Genomic DNA, 889 nt, shown 5'->3' with positions numbered 1-889 from the left:
GAAGTGCGCCGTATCCTCAAAAAGGGCGGCCACATCGGCCGGCGCATGGACTTCCTCATGCAGGAACTCAACCGCGAAGCCAACACCCTGGGCAGCAAATCCGTCGACAGCGAAACCACAGCGGCAGCGGTGGAATTAAAGGTGTTGATTGAGCAGATGCGGGAGCAGATCCAGAATATCGAATAACACTTCCAGCCAACGACTCGCCACAAAAAAGCCGGCATTGCGCCCACTGCTGTCCCACAGTTGAGGGACAAATGAAAAAGCCTGAACCGAACTGGTTACAATGATTCTGCGAGGAAAACATTGTGATCAGGGAGGTTCAGGCTTTGTCACATCATAACACCGCCTTTCACCAACTGCTCAAACCGGTTTCGAGACATGATTTTGAGAGGCTGGCCAAAGAGCATCATCACGGGCAAAAACTGAGATCCGCCACGCGCTGGGATCAATTCATTGGCATGGCCATGTCTCAGCTTTCCGGCCGTCAGAGCCTGAGCGATATCCAGTCGAACCTGGAGAGCCAAAAGCATAAGCTTTTCCACCTTGGCGCCAAACCCGTTGCCCGTTCTACCTTGGCAAGGCTCAATGAGAAGCAGCCGGCGGAGCTCTACGAAGCGCTGTTCTACAAGCTGCTCCAGCGCTGCAGAAATAGCCCCAGCTCCCATAAGTTCCGCTTCAAGAACCCTCTCTACTCACTGGATGCGAGTGCCATCAACCTGTCCCTCAAGCTGTTTCCCTGGGCTGCCCACCGGCCGGATACCTGCAACGTGAAGCTGAGTGTCGGACTCAACCATGGCACCCATGTGCCAGAACGCTATGGGGGACATCCATGGCGATGGCGAGCATCTGCTTGTCTTTGTCGGCAAAAGCAGAAGCTCGCCCCGAC

The 889-nt window shown here is 55.0% G+C and carries 2 protein-coding genes; both read left to right on the top strand.

Annotation, left to right across the window (positions count from 1 at the left end):
- A partial coding sequence (locus tag A3730_RS09470; RefSeq protein WP_156501113.1) for a DUF1732 domain-containing protein occupies positions 1 to 186 on the top strand: 186 nt, incomplete at its 5' end.
- Positions 187 to 329: 143 nt separating this feature from the next.
- A partial coding sequence (locus A3730_RS29620; protein ID WP_231883909.1) for a DUF4372 domain-containing protein occupies positions 330 to 889 on the top strand: 560 nt, incomplete at its 3' end.

Source organism: Alcanivorax sp. HI0044 (genome assembly GCF_001634945.1).
The sequence above is the reverse complement of the archived record's forward strand: the minus strand, read 5'-3'. Positions and strand labels throughout refer to the sequence as shown.